Below are 17506 nucleotides of genomic sequence, written 5' to 3' on the forward strand. Positions count from 1 at the left end.
AATCCAGTCGGTTCATGGCACCGCTGGCCCTGCTGTCGCGAGGCCGGCGGTTGTTGGGAGGCGGTCTATTTGCCGCGGCGGCGCAGTCCGTCGAAATAGACGATGACGATGATCAGCACGCCGGTGATGATGCGCTGCCAGAAGGCGTTGACGTTGAGCAGATTGGCGCCGTTGTTGATGGTGGCAAGGATGAAGGCGCCGAGCAGCGGTCCGTGCACGGAGCCGACAGCGCCGAACAGCGAGGTGCCGCCGATCACCGAGGAGGCGATCGCCTGCAATTCCCAGCCCTCGGCCTGCGTCGGATTGCCGATGCCGATGCGCGAGGCAAGCAGCACGCCGACGAAGGCCGCACACAGGCCCGACAGGGTGTAGGCCATGTAGATGGTGCGCTGGACGTTGACGCCTGACAGGCGCGACGCCTCGGCGTTGGAGCCGACCGAGAACAGATAGCGGCCCCAGCGGCTGTGGTGCAGGAAGATGTAGGCTGGGATGCCGACCAGGATCACCATCCAGAAGAGATTGGGGACGCCGGCGAAGGAACTGCGCGAGAACGTCTGGAAGGCGTCGTTGTTGATCGAGATCGAGTTGCCATTGGTCATCAACAGACCGATGCCGCGCAGCGAGGTCAGCGTTGCCAGGGTGATGATGAAGGGCGGCAGGCCCATCTTGACGATGCCGAACCCATGGAACATGCCGATGGCGACGCCGACCAGCAAGGTGATCAGGATGGCGAGGAAAACCGGTGTGCCGGCGTTGATCAGCATCGCGACGATGACGGTGGCGAAGCCGACCACGGCGCCGACGGAAAGGTCGATGCCGCCGGTGATGATGACGAAGGTCTGGCCGACCGCCAGGATGGCGATCATCGACCCTTGCCGCAACAGGTTGGAGATGTTGTTGGCGGAGGCGAAGCTTGGCGTCGCCACCGACAGGATGATCCATAAAAGAACCAGCAGCGCCAGCAGTGTCAGCCCGAACAGGGCGTTGTAGTTGCGTTTCGGCCTTTCGGCAGCGATCGCCTCGGTGCTCATATCCGTCCTCCCGGTTTTTCTTGTTTCTCGGCCAGCGCCTGGGTGAGGATCGCCTCGTGGTCAGCGGTACGAAAGCCGTGCGTGGCCACCAGCTTGCCGCGCCGGAACACGTGCAGCGTGTCCGCGAGTTCATAGACCTCGGGCAGGTAGGACGAGATCAGGATGATGCCGGCTCCCTTGGACAACAGCGCGCCGAACAGGCGGTAGATCTCGGCCTTGGTGCCGACGTCGACGCCGACAGTCGGCTCGTCGAAGATGAATAGCTTGGCGCCATGGGCGAGCCATTTGCCGATGACGATCTTCTGCTGGTTACCGCCGGACAGGCTGGAGGCCAGCGCGCCGCGCGTCGGCGTCTTGATGCGCAGGTCGGCGATCTGGCGATCGGCTTGCGCCTTTTCCTGCGCGCGCGAGATCAGCAGATTGCTCGAGATGCGCTTGTAGATCGGCAGATTAAGGTTGAGTCCGACCGGCAGGTTGAGGCAGAGGCCCTGGTCGCGGCGGCTTTCCGGGGCCAGCGCCATGCCGAGCCTGATCGCGTCATGTTCGGAATTGACCTTGACCTCCTTGCCCTCCCAGAGGATATGGCCGGCCGATTTGCGGTGGCGGCCATAGAGCGTGGTGACGAACTCGCTGCGCCCGGCGCCAATCAGGCCATAGAGGCCGACGATCTCGCCGGCGCGGACGGACATCGAGACATTTTCGAAACCCTTGCCGGACAGGTTCCTGGTTTCGACGATGGTCGCGCCGGGGGTGAAATGCTCCTTGTGGTAGACCTGCTCGATCGAGCGGTTGATCATCATCTTGACCAGCTCGGCGTCATTGGTCTCGGCAATGTTCCTGGTGCCGACCAGCGTGCCGTCGCGCAGCACCGAGACGCGGTCGGCGAGCTCGAACACTTCTTCCATGCGATGGCTGATGTAGATGATGGTGACGCCTTCGCCCTTCAGCCGGCGGATCAGCGTGAACAGCTGGTCGGCCTCCTTGCGGGTAAGATAGGCGGTCGGCTCGTCGAAGATCAGGAATTTGGTGCCGCGCACCGTGGCGCGGGCGGCGGCGATCAGCTGCTGCTGGCCGATGGTCAGGTCACCCAGCATGACATGCGCCGGCAGGTCGAAGCCGAGATCGTCGATGATCTTCTGCGCCTGCCTGACCATCGCCCGCTGCTGCAGGATGCCGAAGCGGGAATCCTCCTCGCCGAGGAACATGTTGGCGGCGACGGTGAGATGGCGGCACAGGACGACTTCCTGATGCACGGCATTGATGCCGAGCGCCATCGCCTCATGCGGCGTTGCCAATGCGGCAGGCTTGCCCTCCCAGATGACGTCGCCGGAGGTGCGCGGCATGACGCCGGTCAGAAGCTTGATCAGGGTGGATTTGCCGGCGCCGTTCTCGCCGACGATGGCGTGGATCTCGCCGGCCTTGAAGGCGAGGTCGACCGGCTTCAGCGCGTGGGTGCCGGGATAGCGCTTTTCCAGCCCGCGGAGTTCGAGGATGGTCCTGCCCGGTTCAAGCGTTGGGGCCGGATGGAGTTCCTGCGCCGTCGACATCATGACAATCCTCCCAGATTGGCCCCCAAAGATTGGCCTCGCGATTGGCACGAGTGGGATGTTTCCGGGGCGAAAAGGCCCCGGAAACAGTTCACTTGCGGCTATGCTCAGTCGAGCTTCGGGTTGAGCAGCGCGTCGATCTTCGGATCCTTCATGTTGGCCTTGGTAACCAAATTGGCGCCGGTATCGACATTGGCCTCGACCTTCTCGCCCTTCGAGGCGGCGAGCGCCGTTTTGATGCCGTCATAGCCCATCCGGTACGGATCCTGAACGACGAGAGCCGAAATGACGCCGTCGTTGAGGAATTTGATCAGCTTCTCGTCGCTGTCGAAACCGACCAGCCCGACCTTGCCGGCAAGACTGTTCTCGGCGATCGCCTGACCGACGCCCTGCGCCATGATCAGGTTGGAGGCGAAGATGCCCTTGAGGTTGGGGTTGGCGGTGATCAGGTCGGTGGCGATGTTGAGGCCGGTGGTGGCCTGGCCGTCGGCGTATTTGTCGGCGACCAGCTTGAGGCCCGGATATTTGGCAGCGAGCTGTTCCTTAAAACCCTGGGCGCGCTGTTCGAGCGAGCCGGCGCCCGGAAGAGCGGTGATCAGGGCGACGTCGCCCTCGACCTTGCCGCCATTGGCTTCGCCGATGGCTGCGGCAAGGCCGTCAGCGGCAACGCGGCCGCCCTGGATGTTGTCGGTGGTCAGGAACGAGGTGAAGGCCTTGGAGTCGGCACCGGAGTCGATGCCGATGATCTTGACCTTGGTGGCGGCCTCGTCGATCGGCTTGCCGAGCGCCTTGGCTTCGGTCGGCGCGATGACGACGGCGGCCGGGTTACCGGCGACGGCATTTTCGAGGATCGAGATCTGGCCGTTGACGTCGGTCTCGGCCTGGGCGCCGAGCTCCGGCACGTTGACGCCGAGATCCTTGCCGGCCTTGCGGGCGCCGGCCAGAACGATCTGCCAGTAGAAGGACGTGGTGTCCTTAACGATGATCGGAATGGTCGCGTCGGCCGCGGATGCCGGGGCCGAGTGCATCACGCCGGCAAGCATCGAGGCGGCTGCGAGTGCCACGAAGGCGCGGCGATTGAGAATGCTGGTCACGAATTTCATTAGGAGTCCTCCCTAAGTCGCCCGGTGAATGTTACGGAAGCTCCATTCGGATGGCGCGGCCCAAACGGAACTTTATCAATAAAAAACATTTACCGCATTTTGATAGTGCATCACCTCGGTCGGCGCAAGCGATGTTTAATGGCCGCTCGAATGGCTGGGCGGGAAAGCTTGCTCCCTCGGAACTCCGCTGCCAATCTCCTCCAATATGCCGCATGGAATATTAATTCCATCATCCAGTCAATATGGAATGTTCATTCTTTTTCGGGAGCGTTGAAACTGTGACGCCTGGCGATCACGTCCGGGGTTCGCGACTATTGCGCATGTCCGGCTTAGAGCGTCGCTCCGAGATGCCAAGGCACGAACTCGTTGTCGCCGTAGCCGAACTCTTCGCTCTTGGTCTTGCGGCCCGAAGCCGTCTCGACGATCAGTTCGAAGATCTCGCGGCCCATGCCGGCGATGGTCTTTTCGCCCGAGGCGATGACGCCGCAATTCACGTCCATGTCCTCTTCCATCGTGTGATACATGGTCGAGTTGCTGGCGACCTTGATCGACGGCGTCGGCCGGCAGCCGAAGCAGGAGCCGCGGCCTGTGGTGAAGACGATGACGTTGGCGCCGCCCGCCACCTGGCCGGTGGCCGAGACCGGGTCGTAGCCGGGCGTGTCCATGAACACCAGCCCGTGCCCGGTGACCTTTTCGGCATAGCCGAAGACGCCGTTGAGCGGCGTCTGGCCGCCCTTGGCGACCGCGCCGAGCGACTTTTCCAGGATGGTGGTCAGGCCGCCGCGCTTGTTACCCGGTGAGGGATTGTTGTCGATCGATGCGCCATGCTTGGCGACGTGGTCTTCCCACCATTTCACATAACCGTCGAGCTTGGCGGCGATCTCGGGGGTTGCGGCGCGATAAGCGAGCAGGTGCTCGGCGCCGTAGATCTCCGTCGTCTCGGAGAGGATGCCGACACCGCCGACGCCGGCCAGGATGTCAACCGCGGCACCCAGCGCCGGATTGGCAGTGATGCCGGACATGCCGTCGGAGCCGCCGCATTGCAGGCCGACGACTATCTCGCTGACCGGGATCGGCTCACGCTGAAGCTTGCCGACCTCTTCGGCGATCTCGGCCAGCACGACCAACGCCTTCTCGACCGATTTGCGCGAGCCGCCGGCTTCCTGGATGTTGAAATGACGTTTTCCCGCGGCAACGCCCTTCTGGCCGTAGAGGGTGAGCTGGTTGACCTCGCAGCCGAGCCCGACCATCAGCACGCCGCCGAAATTCGGGTGACGGGCATAGCCGGCCAGCGTGCGATGCAGCACCATCATGCCGTCGCCGGTGGCGCTCATGCCGCAGCCCTGGCCGTGGACGATCGGGACGAAGCCGTCGATGCCGGGATATTGCGGCAAAAGCGTGCGGTTCGCCGCGTCGGTGATGGCATGGCAGACGGTGGCCGAGCAATTGACGCTGGCGAGAATGCCGATGAAGTTGCGCGTGCCGGCGCGGCCGTCGGCGCGGCGGTAGCCCATGAAGGTGCGGGCGCGGTCGGCCTCGGTCGCATGCACTGCCTCGCTCGGCGGCACCACCGGCAAACGCCCGCTTTCGAAGACCAGATTGTGCGAATGGACATGCTCGCCGGGCGCGATGTCTTGCGTGGCGCGGCCGATCGCCTGGGCGTATTTGACCACGGCCTCGCCGGCCGCAATCGGCTTGATCGCCACTTTGTGGCCCGGCTCGATCACTGCGGCGGCGACGGCGCCGCCCGGCAGCACGGTGCCGATCTCGATGCGGCCATTGGCGACCGCGACATTGTCGGCGGGAGACAGAAGAATGCTGTTTGCGGCGTTCACGGGAGCTTCCTGGGTGTGTTCCTGGGTGCGCGAGCGGATTGACACGCGGCTCTTAACATATAATGTCTTTTATCGTGAAAAAACATTTTTGCGTCAATTGTTTTTTCGCCAGAGCGCGACGCGTCTTTTGGATGCGAGAAGTAGGCTCTACAACCAAAACTAGCGTTGCGCATGATGTTTTCCGAAAAGGTACCGGTTTCATGCGCGAGAAACGCTTCACACTGGCCGCAAACGCAGATGCGCCACGGGGCAGGGGATGTCGAAGAGCAACAACGTTTACAAGGACGCCTATAATCGCGGTCTGAGGCTGCTCGACGAAACCAGGAGCCTGCCTTCGGAGCCGGAGCTGGGTACGCTGCTCGGCGTCAGCCGCACGACGGTCCGCACTATCCTTGCGCGCATGGAAGAAACCGGGCTGATCGACTGGAACAAGCGCAGCAAGACGGTCCTGCGCGAACCGCGACCGGACGATTTCTTCCCCGAGGAAGAAACCGACACGCTGGCCGAGATCATCGAGCGCTCCTTCATGCGGCGGCTGCTTGCCAGCGGTGCCGAAGCCGGCATGCAGATCAACGAGCTCGAACTGGCGCGTGAGATCGGCGTCGGCACCACCAGCGTGCGCGAATTCCTGATCCGCTTCTCGCGCTTCGGGCTGATCGAGAAGCGCCGCAACAGCCACTGGGTGCTGAAAGGCTTTACCCGCGCCTTCGCGCTGGAGTTGACCGAAATCCGCGAGATGTTCGAACTGCGCTCGGCCGCAGCCTTTGCCGCTCTGCCCGAGGACAGCCCGGTGTGGGCCGACCTCGACCGCCTGGAAGACGAGCATCACCGGCTGGAGCGCGAGATCGCCGTGCGCTTCAACGAATTCTCCGAGCTTGACGAGCGCTTTCACCGGCTGATCCATCGGGCGTCGCACAACCGCTTCATCGTCGATTTCTACGACGTCATCGCCATGATCTTCCACTACCACTACCAGTGGAACAAGGCGCAGGAGCGCGAGCGCAACGAAGTCGCGGTCCAGGAGCATCTCGCCTATATCGCCGCGCTCAAATCGCGCGATCTCGCCAAGGTCGACGCCGCCTGCCGCAAGCACCTGAAATCGGCCCGCCACACGCTGCTGACGTCCATTCCCGAGGGCAGGCAGCCGCAACGCGCGTGATTGTGTTGCGTTGCCGCAGCAACGTTTTGGCGATTTTCCGGCCGCCGGCTCCGTGCTAGAGAGCTGACGTTGCTGCGTGAAGAGGCTGGTTCTTGACCATACGCCGGAGACGATGGAGCATGCCGGTCGTGTTCGCCGCGGCGTGGCTTTTCGTGCTCCAGTCGATATTCGGCGCGGTTGCTTCCGGCGTCGAGCCGAACGCCTCGCAATTCGATGCTTTCGGCAACACGATCTGCACCCATGGCGGTGCGGCGCAACTCCCCGCCGGTGATCCGCATCAGCAGCACATGCCGGCTTGCTGCATGCTTGGTTGCAACCTCGTTTCGGCGGTCTACGCGCCGCCCGATGCCGCCGGGAGCCTGGCTCGCAGCCTTTCCGTCGAAACCATCGCCTTTATCCTGCCGGCCTTTCGGCATCGCGATTTCGCCCGCGCCCGCACTCCGTCCAATCCGCGCGCACCACCGGCGACGGCCTGATCCGTTCAGGTTCGCGCCGCGCAACACTTTGCCGGCGCGTTTATCGACACCGTTCGCGACCGGCCATCGGCGCGATCCCCCTTAAAGTCCACGGAGCAATCATGTCTCACTCTTTTTGCGCTGCCGCATCCAGCCGCAGGCGCTTCGCACTGGGTCGTTTCGAGCAGCGTCTCGGCATCGCCCTTTGCGTTCTTGCCCTCCTGTTCGCCAGCGCCCAGACGGTGTTGGCACACGAGTTCAAGCTTGGCGATCTCGAGATCGGGCACCCCTGGTCGCGCGCCACACCAGCCGGCGCCAAGGTGGCCGGCGGCTACTTCACCATCACCAACACCGGCAGTGCGCCGGATCGCCTGCTGTCGATCACCTCCGACATTTCGGCCAAGGCCGAACTGCACGAGATGGGCGTCAGCAATGGCGTCATGACCATGCGGCCGGTCACCGGCGGCCTCGAAATCCCGGCTGGCGGCAAGGTCGCATTGGCGTCCAACGGCTATCATTTGATGTTCATGGATTTGAAGCGGCAGCCCAAGGAGGGCGAAATGTTCTCCGCAACGCTGACCTTCGAAAAAGCCGGGCCCCTGCAGATTGAATTCGCCGTGCAAGGCATCGGTAGCCCGGCGCCCCAGGACGACGACTGACTTGGCCGCTTCGAGAGGTACCATCATGAAGAAATCTCATTTGCCCGGCTGCGTGCTTCTTGTCCTCGGGACCAGCGCGGCCTTTGCCCACATCACGCTCGAAACGCCGGAGACCGCAGTCGGCTCGACTTACAAGGCGGTTCTTCGGGTGCCGCATGGCTGCGAGGGCAAGGCGACGACCGCGCTGCGCGTGCAGATCCCGGAAGGGGTGCTCTCGGTCAAACCGATGCCGAAGCCGGGTTGGACACTGCAGGTCAAGAACGGTAAATACGAAAAGTCCTACCAGCTCTACGGCCAGGCAGTGACCAGCGGCGTCAAGGAGATCGACTGGAGCGCCGGCAGCCTGCCGGACGAATTCTACGACGAATTCGTCTTTCGCGCGACACTGGCGGCGGATCTGCCGGCAGGCCAGACGCTGCATTTCCCGGTGGTGCAGGAATGTGACGGGGTTGCCGATCGCTGGATCGAAATTCCGGCGGCCGGGCAGGCTGAGGACGCGCTGGAATTTCCGGCGCCCGGCCTCAAGCTGCTGCCGAAGTGAGCTCCAGCGGCGCGCTTTGGCGGATGAGCGCGCCGCTGCTCTTGGCGGTGAGATGAGCGCGGCATCCTTCCTGCGGCAAGCTTGCATGGCCGGCTACTGTTCTGGCCGGCTTGTGGCTGGCCTGCTGGCCGCCATCGTGCTGCTCGCCGCAATTGCCATGCCTGGTCCGGCCTTCGCCCATGCGGCGCTGATCAAGGTCGAGCCGGCTGACGGTGCGGTGCTGGCGCAGAGCCCGTCGCAGATGTCGCTGACCTTCAGCGAACCGGTTTCGCCGCTGGTGCTGACGCTGGTGCGGCCCGACGGCACGGCGGTCCCGCTGACCTCCTTCCGGCTCAGCGGCCAGACCGTCGAGGTCGACAATCCGCAGGCGCTGAAATCCGGCACGCATGTGCTGAGCTGGCGGGTAATCTCCGCCGACGGCCATCCGGTCGGCGGCTCGGTGCTGTTCTCGGTCGGTGCACCGAGTGCTGCGCCGGCCGCCTCCGAAGCTGTCGACCGGGAGCTTCGAACGGCGATTTGGATCGGCAAGGTTTTTCTATACATCGGCCTGTTTTTCGGTGTCGGCGGTGCCTTTGCGCTAGGCTGGCTGGCGCAAGGCGGCCGATCCGGCCAGAACATGATCGTCGCCGCGATCCTGTGCGGGCTGGCCGCCGCAGTTTTGTCGCTCGGTTTCCAGGGGCTGGATGCACTCGGCGCGCCGCTTGCCCGGCTGGCGCAGCCGGTCATCTGGCAGACCGGGCTTGGCACCAGCTTCGGCTGGACGGTGCTGGTCGCGCTGATGGCGCTCGGCCTTGGCCTGCTATCGCTGGTCGTGCCGCCCGCCGACGCAAAGCCGCTGGCCTTGGCCGGACTGGTTGGCGTTGGCGCAGCACTTGCCGCCAGCGGGCATGCCAGTGCCGCCGAGCCGCAATGGCTGACCCGGCCGATGGTGTTTCTGCACGCCACTGGTATTGCGATTTGGTCCGGGGCGCTGGCGCCGCTCGGTCTTGCCTTGAAACGGCAGCCGGACAAAACCGGGCCGTTGCTGCGCCGGTTTTCACGAGCGATCCTGTTCGTCGTGGCGGTGCTTGCGGCAGCCGGCATCGTGCTCGCCGTCATCCAGGTGCAAACGCCGTCGGCGCTGGTCCATACCGCTTACGGCCGGCTGCTGCTGCTCAAGCTGGTGCTGCTCGTCTTTCTGTTCACGCTCGCCGCCATCAATCGCTTCAAGCTTACGGCTCCGGCTGAGGCGGGCGAAACGGAAGTCGAGCGGCGGCTGGCCCGCTCGATCTTTATCGAGCTGCTGATCGTGGTGGCGATCTTCGGCGTTGCCGCCGGCTGGCGCTTCACGCCGCCGCCGCGGGCGCTGGCGATCGCCGCGGCACAGCCGGCATCGGTGCATATCCACACGCTGCAAGCGATGGCCGATCTCAGCATTGCGCCCGGCCACACCGGACCTGCTGCCGCTTCGATCTTCATCATGACCGGCGATTTCGGCCCGCTCGACGCCAAGCAGGTAACGCTGGTCCTGTCAAAGCCCGATTCCGGCATCGAGCCCATCAAACGCCCGGCGACGAATCCCGGCGACGGCACCTGGCGCGTCGACGATCTCGTCATTCCGGTCGCCGGCCGGTGGACGGCGCGGCTCGATATCCTGGTCTCGGATTTCGAGATGGTGAAGATAGAGGCGCCGATCGACATCAGGCCGTGACGAGAGCGCTGGTCCACGCAAGACAATTCGGCGAGGCGGTTGACGCGGCCGCGAACCCCCGTCAATCATCGCCATCAAGAATGGGCGTCCAACCCAATCGCGGGCTCAAACCAACAAGATCCGAAAGCAGGGAAGAAACGATGGAAAAAGCCGAAATAGGCCTGATCGGCCTTGGCACGATGGGCTCCAACCTGGCGCTCAATATCGCCGAGAAGGGGCACCGCATCGCCGTCTTCAATCGCACCGCGGCGCGCACCGATGCCTTTGTCGAAAATGCCGGCGCGCTTCGGGATAGGGTGGTGCCCTGCTACAGCCTCGAAGAACTGGCCGCCGCGATCCGGCCGCCGCGGCCGATCATCATCATGGTGCTGGCCGGCAAGCCGATCGACGAGCAGATCGCGGCATTGCGCGGCGTGCTGTCGGCCAACGACATCGTCATCGACGCCGGCAATGCCAATTTCCGCGATACGATGCGGCGCTTCTCCGAGCTTGCCGATTCGGGCCTGACCTTCATCGGCATGGGCGTGTCCGGCGGCGAGGAGGGCGCACGCCACGGTCCCTCTATCATGGTCGGCGGCACCGAAGAGTCCTGGAAGCGCGTCGAAAAGGTGCTGACCGCGATCTCGGCCAAGTTCAAGGGCGAGCCTTGCGCGGCGTGGCTTGGCACCGACGGCGCCGGCCATTTCGTCAAGACCATCCACAACGGCATCGAATATGCCGACATGCAGATGATCGCCGAGATCTACGGCATCTTGCGCGACGGGCTCGGCATGGGGCCGAAAGAGATCGCTGAGGTGTTTTCCCAGTGGAACACGGGCAGGCTCAATTCGTACCTGATCGAGATCACCGCCAAGGTGCTGGCCGCCGACGATCCCAAGACCGGCAAACCGGTGGTCGACATCATCCTCGACCGCGCCGGCCAGAAAGGCACCGGCAAATGGTCGGTGATCGAGGCGCAGCAGCTCGGTATCCCGGCCACCGCAATCGAAGCGGCTGTGGCGGCGCGCGTGCTGTCGTCGATCAAGGACGAGCGGCTTGCCGCCGAAAAGGTCTATGGCGGCGGCGTGAGCAAGATTTCCGGAGACAGGGACGCCCTGCTCGCCGATCTCGAGCTGGCTCTGTTTGCCGGCAAGATCGCCGCCTACGCGCAAGGCTTCGCGGTGATGAGCGGCGCGTCGAAGGAATTCAACTGGAACCTGCCGATGCCGGTCATCGCCAAGATCTGGCGGGCCGGCTGCATCATCCGCTCGCAATTGCTGGATACGATGGCGGAGGCCTTCGGCGGCGGCGGCGGGGCCACCAACCTGTTGATGGCGCCGGCTTTCGTCTCGTTGATGCAGGAGGCACATCCGTCGCTTCGCCGTGTCGTCGCAAGCGCGGCCGAAGCCGGCTCGCCGGTGCCGGCCCTGTCATCTGCACTTGCCTATTTCGACAGTTACCGGCAGGGCCGCGGCACTTCGAACCTGATCCAGGCGCAGCGCGATTTCTTCGGCGCGCACGGCTTCGAGCGCATCGATGGGCAGGGTGCGTTCCATGGTCCTTGGGGGAGCGGCGCGGCGGGTTAGCGCCGCGACTTGGACCTAGAGTTCAATTTTGCGGTTGTCAGAAGGCAGATATCTCCAGCCACCAACTGGGTGTCGGTTCGCGCCAGGAACCTGCTATGCCGGTAGAGACGATTGACGGTCTCATCGGTATCGGCGGTGCCGCGAATCTGTGGTAAGCCGCCGCTCAACCGACCAAAGGACCATACCTGTGAGCGAACCGACCGTGGCCCAGGCGACCGAAAGTATCTATGCCTCGCTGCGGGCGGATAATGCCGACATCGACGCACATATCGCGACGCTTAAAGCGGCGCTGACACGAGAAGGGATAAAACAGGCGGTGTTCGATCCTACCAAGTTGGCGCAGAACAACCGCTCGGGGCGCAAGTTGATGCAGGCCTATTTTCGCCAGCGCGGCGTGAGCGTGAGGTTTTCGGACTAGTAGAGCCGCGCGGGTGATCTCAAGCGCGCCGTTGGGAGTTCTCGGGCCGGTCCGGCGGTTCGCCATCTGGACGTCGGGACTGCGCCTCAAGTCGGACGTTGAGTTCTCAATTCCGCTCGCTGTAAGCAGCCCTTCGAAGAAATGAAGTCAGCTTCGCTCGACCAGATCGATGAGTCGCAAGTAGCGAGGGTCTGAGGTTAGCGCCGGATTTGTCTCGGCGACTACAGCCAGCACTTTCGGCAACTCGTAGGGTGGCCGAGTGATGACCTGGGGCGTGACGGCGTTCATCAGATCGAGAGTCGCTTCGGGGAAGCGTGTCGTGAGCGGTTCTTCATCGTTGATCTCTCGGGTGAATCGATAGAACGGATGGTCATTCGTCTCCACAGGCACCAAGAACTTCTTCACGGCTCCATACACGGCTGGAAAGCTGTCGCCTGTGTCATCGAGAAGGCCAATCCAAGCTCTCATCGACGCCGAGGTGCGGAACCTGCGTTCCCTGGGCCAGACCTCGTTGATGAACGGGACGACAAGCTCGGTCCAGCCATTTTCGTTTTTCTGGCCAACCTCACCAAGCCAGAAGATGAACCGGTTCCGAGACTCATCAGCCATGGACCGCAGCACGGTGCGCATCTCTCGTCTGGTCAAACCGTCTGGCTGATCAGGGCGAAAGACACGCATGAAGCCGAGCCACTGCGCCGCAACATTCGAGAGGTCAGGATCCCAAGAAAATCCATCGATCCATGGGAAGAGGTCAGTCAGCAGAGGCTTGATGATCTCTGCTAAAGGCGGCCATGGCACTTGTCCGCCGTGAAGGAACCCGTTCCATGCCGGTTCCGAGGCTGGGTGATCGAACGCCAACATGGGAATGAGGCGTTCCTGGGCCCAAATGGGATCGACGTATACGAGCCAGTTCAGTCTCCTCATCGCAATCGACACAGCGTGATCCGAACCGTCACTAGGTGCTGCGAAGAGGCGCTCGACGCGAGTCTTGATGTACTCGGGAATCAATGATCCTGCTTGTTGGGTCTCTTCAGGCACAGCATGGAAAAGCGCCTCTGTACACATTCCCAGGGGGCCGTTGATTGCATGATCGACGGTTCGCCTAGACCGTTCGACGATTTCGTCGCCTTGGCGAACCTCACCAAGACCACTCTCTGCGGCGTCCGCTCCACCGCTCAGAATGCCGTCAACGATGTGATCGTAGACGGGCCAACCAAGACCATCGTCGAACTCAAGCACCGACACGAGTTTCTGTTCGAGCCAACGCCCCAGGGTGTGTCGCAACTCCGCGATCACGCTATGCGGCAGTCGGGCCAGCCTGTGGAGGAACACACGTCTCAGCCGAGGTGAGATATCCTCGGGCAGATCGTCAATCATGGACGACCAGAACGTCTGTGGGTATTCGCCCGCCTTTCCGGCGACGGTCAGCGCAGACAGCGCCGTCGCCGGTCTGGTTTTCACAAGCCCGGTGAACGAGCGCTTCTCGGTGAAGCTGCCGAAGTCGCGCTTGAAGTCATCCTTTGCCCGAGGCACGATCTCGTTTACTGGAAGGTCCAGAAGCGCGTCCGGCGTCTCATCTGTCCCGACCCAGCCAACATGCGAGCCTCTTTGGGTGACCGTCGAGGTCGCCCACCCATCGTTCCATCGCGGAATGCCTTCTATGATATCTACGAGCCGAGCCATATGGTCGGCTGAAAGAACGCAACCCTGTAGTTCAAGGTATCTGCCGTACCGTGCTGCGAACCCGTCTCGTACGGCGGGATACTCTTCATCTGACCAATGGGAGAGTTGATCAGGACCGGCCAGAATGCGCTCGGTCAGTCGATCCTGGTGCTCCGGCGAAAATTCGGGCCACCTGTCCGCAAGTAGGAACAGAAACTCCCGGACGACATCGATGTCCCAGAACGATGCCTGATCGAAGGCCAGCACGGCCTCGGCAACGTGGTCGGCATCGAAGACGTGACTTTTGGCGAAAGCATACAGCTTGAGTTTGCGGAAGAAGTACCTGTCCGATTCAGGCCAGGTCGTGGCGTGGGCATTGGCCAAATCTGGTCGACGGTCAGCGATCCGGTCGAATAGCTGGATGAACAACGTCATGGCTTCCGACGCTTTCGCAACGTGTTCTCGGCCATTGACCTCTCGGTCTGGGTAACAGGTGGGCGTCTGAAAGTAGACCGTCTCGATATCCGCGAGCAGGCCGGAGGCAACGGCAAGCTGGTCTTCCAGGATGCCGAACACTCGAGGCAATGCCTCATTAGGCACCTCTAGGTGCTCGTTATGCCGTTCAAGAAACTTGATCTCGAACTGGCCAAGATCACTGAGACGGATGTCGTCCCAAGTTGCCGTCGGCGGTCTGGAACTGCCGAGGCCAAACGCAGGTCTGATATCGACCCTGGGAGTGGAGGCTTGTTGAAGATCGCGCAGAACGCTGGACGTCCAGCCTTCGATGGCAATCCTTTTCTTAAGGTCGAACCAGTTGCCGTCCCAATGGCGGTTACGAGGGTCGCGATGGTGCTCTAGAATCAAATTCCAGACATGGCGAGTACGCTCATGGAGGGCCGCTGAATGTTCAATACGCCATTCGATTTGTTGCAGCAGTCGCGGATGCAGCCCATTTTGGCGGATGGCCCACCACGCCAACACAGGGCTGTTGATAGACTTACCTATCCAGGTGATGAGATGCCATAGTCTGACCGGGATTGCCTCAAAGCCATCGGCTTGCCTTCCACCGAGGCGATGGAGCTCGTGCGGATTGTCATCCCCTGGCCGCCAAACAAGAAGGTTGTCGTTGCTGACGCCTTGCCGACGATCCTCTTCCGAGATGTTTTCCAAATCGTCATCGAGCCCATAGGCAAGTCTTGGATCGAACGTCTCAGCGTGTTTTCCGTAGCCACTGCTCTGCTTAGCAGACCGAACGTTCGCATCCATTACGCATACCCATTCCGGATGGGGTGCGGGTTCGGTTTCTGAGAATAATCTTGTGCCCTGCACGGAACGAAGCACATGGGCAACTTGACCGCGTTGGTGAGGAGCTATCTCCTTCGGGTCCTGTCGGCCGGCCGCTATCACGGATGCCCGCCATTGACGTGGATCGTCGGCGCGATCTGCCCAAGCTTCCATCGTTGTCCACAGATGGGCATGATCTGTATACGCTATGGCCGTTACGCCTCGATCAAGCCACTTGGCTTCGATATCTTCAGGCGACCCCCGATCAAACGCATAGAGACGAGAGCGATCATAAAGCCCGTCGTGGTTGAGCCCCTGGAGCAGATATCTGATCGGCGGGTCCTCAGCCTGATAGCCAACAAGGACTACGGTGTAGCGGCTCAGCAAGTTTCTGATGAAATTGGTCGCCCATCCTTCAGAAAGATAAGCGCGACCGAAGTCTGCGCTACTCAATACATAGGGATGATGTGCGGAACTTACGTCTGATAACCTGCCATGCAGGTAAGTGATGCCCTCTATCGTCGTTCCGAAGGCAAGGTCAGGGAATGCGGGAGGGACGTGGTAGATCATCTCTCCGGCGGGCGTTCCTGTTTCGAATAAAAGATCGAAATTGGTTGTGACGATCTGCGGCGCGCCGCTCTGGTTCGAGGATATCCGTTTGATTAGACGGTGCTCTCGTCCAACCTCATCGGCTGATGGGGGAGCACTGAGCCGTTCAGTGACTAGAGCGTTCACCTCGTCCTTGCCGTACTCCTGGTGTAGCAGGTTGAAGATTTGATCCAGCGGCACATTCGCGCCCGACGGGTCATCCAGCCACGGCTGGAAAGCGGACATGATCTCTGTGTCCTCGGGAGGATCGAAGAATTCGATTACATGTTGGGTGAGACCGATGAAACTGGGCATACCCGAGGGCAATGAAACACCCGCCCCGCAAAGGAACACGACGCGACCAGCGTCAGCTCGTTCTAAAAGGATGTCAGGTATGGCGGGTCCGTCGGAATGGAATCTCATGGCCCCATAATATCGACGGCAGTTGTGGCTGCCAAATATTCAGGTGCAACGGTGGAGGTCCGATTCAATGACATCCTCTGCCGCAAGCTGCCAGTCAGCTCACGGCCCCAAGGCTGCCAGTCAGCAGCGCGCATTTTTCAGCCAAGTGGAATCATTTGGCGTCGCAGAAATGCGCTAAGACAAATAGATGGAGCCGGATGCCCAGCTCAATTTGAACATATCCCGCTCTACTCGGGACGGCGATAGGCCTGGACTTCGCCCGGCTCGCTCAGGCTTTGCAGGGTGCCGGGTGCGGCGCCGCCGATCCAGCCCAGCACCGAGCGGGCGAGTTCGGCGCCGGCCAGTCGGAAGTTCTCGTTGACGACCAGCAATTCGCTGCGAAACAGGTGCAGAAGCTCCGACGATTGTTTGGACACCACATCGACATCGCGGCCAAGCTTGAGGCCGGCGTCTTCGATGCCGGCGACGATGGCGAGCGTCGCGGCGGCGGCGCTGCTGATGAAACCGTCCGGGCGGCTTTCGCGGCGCATCAGCTGCGCCGTCCGCATTCTGATCTGCTCGATCGAATGATCGATCGAAACGGTGTTGAACGGAATCTCGCTGGCGCCGACCTCGCTCAGCGCATCGGCAAAGCCTGCGAGCGTGTGGCCGTGATAGGTCAGCTCGACCGGCGGTGCCAACAGAGCCAGGCGGCGGCGGCCGAGGCCGGCCAGATGGCGCACTGCCTCGGCTGCGAAAGCGTAATTGTCGAAATCATGATAGGGATGGATCAGCCCCATATCGGTGCGGCCATGCGTGGCAAAGGGGATGCCGCGCTCCAGCATATAACGGGCCCTCGGATCGTTCGGCTGCGTGCGCGAAATGATGACGCCGTCGGCTGAACCGGTTTCCACGAGGTAGCGGATCGGGTCGAGCGGATCCTGCGAGCGCGAGTAGGGTGTCACGATCAAATGGTAGGGCGTGTCGGCAATGACTTCGGAAACGCCGTAGATGATATCCGAGACAAAGCTCATGATCTCGTGCTCGGTGTTGAGCACCAGGCTGATGACATTGGTCTTGCCGGTGCGCAGGCGGACGCCGGCACGGTTGGGCCGATAACCGATCTGCTTGGCGACAAGCTGGACGCGCCGCCTGGTCTCGGCGCCGATCTCGGGCGCATCCTTCAGCGCGCGCGACACGGTGGTGACGCCCAGCCCGGTCATGAAGGCGAGCGTCTTCAGTGTCGGCCGGCCCCGGCCCGACGCTTCGTCGGCCTTCTCTTTTTGATGCCTGTTCATTCATCCCGCCCCGTCAGGCGCATAGCAGTTGCCGGGCAGGCCGGCAATCGGCGGGCCGCGGGTACGCCGCGGGCCTTCACCGAATGAGACCGCTATATACTGAAACGTTACAGATTGTCACTGCCGTGGCGATATCACTGGTGACAGGCGCAAAACGAGCGGCACTCCGGTCGGTGCAAAAAAGAGCGACAGAAGGAGCTTTTCCGGTTTTCTGGCGTCGCAGCATTGCATTTTGCAGTGCAACCCCTCTTGTTGCGATGCGGTAGACC

At 62.2% G+C, this 17506-nt stretch carries 13 protein-coding genes; 7 read left to right on the top strand and 6 right to left on the bottom strand.

Annotation, left to right across the window (positions count from 1 at the left end; translation table 11 throughout):
* Positions 1–65: 65 nt before the first annotated feature.
* The 4 genes from NKI97_RS01180 to NKI97_RS01195 form a co-directional block, all read right to left on the bottom strand.
* A complete protein-coding gene (locus tag NKI97_RS01180) occupies positions 66–1031 on the bottom strand; it encodes an ABC transporter permease (protein WP_352448376.1) in 966 nt (321 codons plus the stop codon).
* On the bottom strand, positions 1028–2581 hold the full coding sequence (locus NKI97_RS01185; protein ID WP_352832256.1) for a sugar ABC transporter ATP-binding protein: 1554 nt from the start codon (positions 2579–2581) through the stop codon (positions 1028–1030). The genes NKI97_RS01180 and NKI97_RS01185 overlap by 4 nt, the downstream gene beginning before the upstream one ends.
* A 104-nt stretch (positions 2582–2685) precedes the next feature.
* Positions 2686–3681 carry an ABC transporter substrate-binding protein gene (locus NKI97_RS01190; RefSeq protein ID WP_023675208.1) on the bottom strand — a complete coding sequence of 332 codons (996 nt, stop codon included), beginning with the start codon at positions 3679–3681 and terminating at the stop codon, positions 2686–2688.
* Positions 3682–4010: 329 nt separating this feature from the next.
* Positions 4011–5516 carry a UxaA family hydrolase gene (locus NKI97_RS01195; RefSeq protein ID WP_352832259.1) on the bottom strand — a complete coding sequence of 502 codons (1506 nt, stop codon included), beginning with the start codon at positions 5514–5516 and terminating at the stop codon, positions 4011–4013.
* Between the two features lie 256 nt (positions 5517–5772).
* On the opposite strand from NKI97_RS01195, the gene NKI97_RS01200 reads away from it, so the two are divergent.
* The 7 genes from NKI97_RS01200 (at position 5773) to NKI97_RS01230 (ending at position 12003) form a co-directional block, all read left to right on the top strand.
* Positions 5773–6675 (top strand): GntR family transcriptional regulator, encoded by a 903-nt coding sequence (locus tag NKI97_RS01200; RefSeq protein WP_352448373.1) that lies wholly within the window; start codon positions 5773–5775, stop codon positions 6673–6675.
* A 119-nt stretch (positions 6676–6794) separates the two neighbouring features.
* Entirely contained in the window at positions 6795–7151 is a 357-nt protein-coding gene (locus tag NKI97_RS01205) for a DUF2946 family protein (protein ID WP_352832262.1), read from the top strand.
* A gap of 101 nt (positions 7152–7252) precedes the next feature.
* Entirely contained in the window at positions 7253–7789 is a 537-nt protein-coding gene (locus NKI97_RS01210; RefSeq protein ID WP_352832265.1) for a copper chaperone PCu(A)C, read from the top strand.
* 25 nt (positions 7790–7814) lie between these two features.
* Positions 7815–8330 carry a YcnI family copper-binding membrane protein gene (locus NKI97_RS01215; protein WP_352832268.1) on the top strand — a complete coding sequence of 172 codons (516 nt, stop codon included), beginning with the start codon at positions 7815–7817 and terminating at the stop codon, positions 8328–8330.
* A 52-nt stretch (positions 8331–8382) separates the two neighbouring features.
* Positions 8383–10020, top strand: a complete 1638-nt coding sequence (locus NKI97_RS01220) for a copper resistance CopC/CopD family protein (protein ID WP_352832270.1) — start codon at positions 8383–8385, stop codon at positions 10018–10020.
* A 140-nt stretch (positions 10021–10160) separates the two neighbouring features.
* A complete protein-coding gene (gene gnd / locus NKI97_RS01225; RefSeq protein ID WP_352832273.1) occupies positions 10161–11585 on the top strand; it encodes an NADP-dependent phosphogluconate dehydrogenase in 1425 nt (474 codons plus the stop codon).
* 187 nt (positions 11586–11772) lie between these two features.
* Positions 11773–12003, top strand: a complete 231-nt coding sequence (locus NKI97_RS01230) for a hypothetical protein (protein WP_095488311.1) — start codon at positions 11773–11775, stop codon at positions 12001–12003.
* 147 nt (positions 12004–12150) lie between these two features.
* On the opposite strand, the gene NKI97_RS01235 is transcribed toward NKI97_RS01230, so the two are convergent.
* Both NKI97_RS01235 and NKI97_RS01240 read right to left on the bottom strand, forming a co-directional pair.
* Positions 12151–15783 (bottom strand): SIR2 family protein, encoded by a 3633-nt coding sequence (locus tag NKI97_RS01235; RefSeq protein ID WP_352832276.1) that lies wholly within the window; start codon positions 15781–15783, stop codon positions 12151–12153.
* A 404-nt stretch (positions 15784–16187) separates the two neighbouring features.
* Positions 16188–17237: a LacI family transcriptional regulator gene (locus tag NKI97_RS01240; protein ID WP_352616544.1), complete on the bottom strand. Its 1050-nt coding sequence runs from the start codon at positions 17235–17237 to the stop codon at positions 16188–16190.
* Positions 17238–17506 lie beyond the last annotated feature (269 nt).

The sequence above is a fragment of the Mesorhizobium sp. M0296 genome (genome assembly GCF_040321675.1).
Taxonomy (GTDB): Bacteria; Pseudomonadota; Alphaproteobacteria; order Rhizobiales; family Rhizobiaceae; genus Mesorhizobium.

Bases quoted from the DNA above. Each gene is read 5' to 3' on its own strand.
- NKI97_RS01180 (WP_352448376.1), bottom strand. From the start codon at position 1,031: ATGAGCACCGAGGCGATCGCTGCCGAAAGGCCGAAACGCAACTACAAC.
- NKI97_RS01235 (WP_352832276.1), bottom strand. From the start codon at position 15,783: ATGTCCGCTTTCCAGCCGTGGCTGGATGACCCGTCGGGCGCGAATGTG.
- NKI97_RS01185 (WP_352832256.1), bottom strand. From the start codon at position 2,581: ATGATGTCGACGGCGCAGGAACTCCATCCGGCCCCAACGCTTGAACCG.
- NKI97_RS01215 (WP_352832268.1), top strand. From the start codon at position 7,815: ATGAAGAAATCTCATTTGCCCGGCTGCGTGCTTCTTGTCCTCGGGACC.
- gnd (WP_352832273.1), top strand. From the start codon at position 10,161: ATGGAAAAAGCCGAAATAGGCCTGATCGGCCTTGGCACGATGGGCTCC.
- NKI97_RS01210 (WP_352832265.1), top strand. From the start codon at position 7,253: ATGTCTCACTCTTTTTGCGCTGCCGCATCCAGCCGCAGGCGCTTCGCA.
- NKI97_RS01205 (WP_352832262.1), top strand. From the start codon at position 6,795: ATGCCGGTCGTGTTCGCCGCGGCGTGGCTTTTCGTGCTCCAGTCGATA.
- NKI97_RS01190 (WP_023675208.1), bottom strand. From the start codon at position 3,681: ATGAAATTCGTGACCAGCATTCTCAATCGCCGCGCCTTCGTGGCACTC.
- NKI97_RS01200 (WP_352448373.1), top strand. From the start codon at position 5,773: ATGTCGAAGAGCAACAACGTTTACAAGGACGCCTATAATCGCGGTCTG.
- NKI97_RS01240 (WP_352616544.1), bottom strand. From the start codon at position 17,237: ATGAACAGGCATCAAAAAGAGAAGGCCGACGAAGCGTCGGGCCGGGGC.
- NKI97_RS01220 (WP_352832270.1), top strand. From the start codon at position 8,383: ATGAGCGCGGCATCCTTCCTGCGGCAAGCTTGCATGGCCGGCTACTGT.